This is a genomic window from Pedobacter sp. 10L46_2 (assembly GCF_056395165.1).
This window is the reverse complement of sequence record NZ_JBFTIZ010000294.1, coordinates 1-1,174: the sequence shown is the minus strand read 5'-3', so window position 1 is coordinate 1,174 and position 1,174 is coordinate 1. Positions and strand designations below refer to the sequence as shown.

At 39.6% G+C, this 1,174-nt stretch carries 1 pseudogene; it reads right to left on the bottom strand.

What is annotated here, in order from left to right:
- Window positions 1-40 precede the first annotated feature (40 nt).
- Window positions 41-1,174: pseudogene (locus AC1DDX_RS22840) on the bottom strand (alanine--tRNA ligase-related protein); the annotation flags it as partial.

Sequence of the window (1,174 nt, the reverse complement as noted above, 5' to 3'; positions counted from 1 at the left end):
GATGACGACTGTATTAAGGCTATAGCTTTAAATAGTATAACTAACCGATCAATGATTCAGCTTTAGTTAAAACAGCAGCTAAACCATCTTTATTTTTTCCACCAGCTGTAGCGTAGAAAGGCTGTCCGCCACCCCCGCCTTGTATATCTTTTGCTAGTTCCCTAACTATATTAGAAGCATTAAGGCCTTTATCTTTAACTAGATTCTCTGATAACATTACTGTAATTCCAGGTTTATCATCAATTAAGGTAGTAAACACAAGGAACAGATCATCAACCAGATCCTTAACTGAAAACGCTAAGTTTTTAACAGCTTCTGCATTTGGGAGATCAACGTGGGTTGCAATCAGATTAATGCCATTAATAGTTTTAAGGTGATGTACAATTTCATGCTTAAGATTTGCAGCTTGTTCACCAACAGCCTTATCAGCGTCCTTTTTAAGCTTTGCATTTTCTTCGATAAGTGCAGCAACAGCGGCCCTGTACGTGTGTACCACCGCAAAGCTCTTTAGAATAATGATCATCAAAGGTGATGATGCGTACTAAATCTCCATACTTTTCACCAAATAAAGCAGTTACGCCGCTCGAAATGGCCTGATCATATGGAACATATCTTTGCTCCTTTAAAGGAATGTTTTCTCTTACTTTCTGATTAACCAGATGTTCAATCTGCGCCAATTCCTCATCAGTAACTTTTGCAAAATGCGAAAAGTCGAACCGCAGGTAATCAGGGTTTACCAATGAACCTTTTTGATTTACGTGCGACCCTAATACTTTTTTCAATGCAGCATGCAACAAGTGTGTGGCGCTATGGTTATCCTGAGATAGTAAACGTTTATCTTCATCAATAACAGCCCAAAACTGACCATCAACATCTTCAGGTAAGGTATCGGCATAATGTACAATTACGCCGTTTTCTTTCTTGGTATCAGTTATTTCAACAAAGAAAAGACGACTATGATCTTCTAAACGACCTGTATCACCAACCTGACCACCACTTTCAGCATAAAAAGGGGTTTTACTCAACACAATCTGATACTGGTCTTTGCCCTTTGCGCTAACCTTGCGGTACTTTACAATCTCCGTTTCAGCCTCAGAATCGTCATATCCCACAAATTCAACCTCAAGATCAGGATTTACCACAACCCAGTCTCCGGTATCAACCGCAGTAGCTG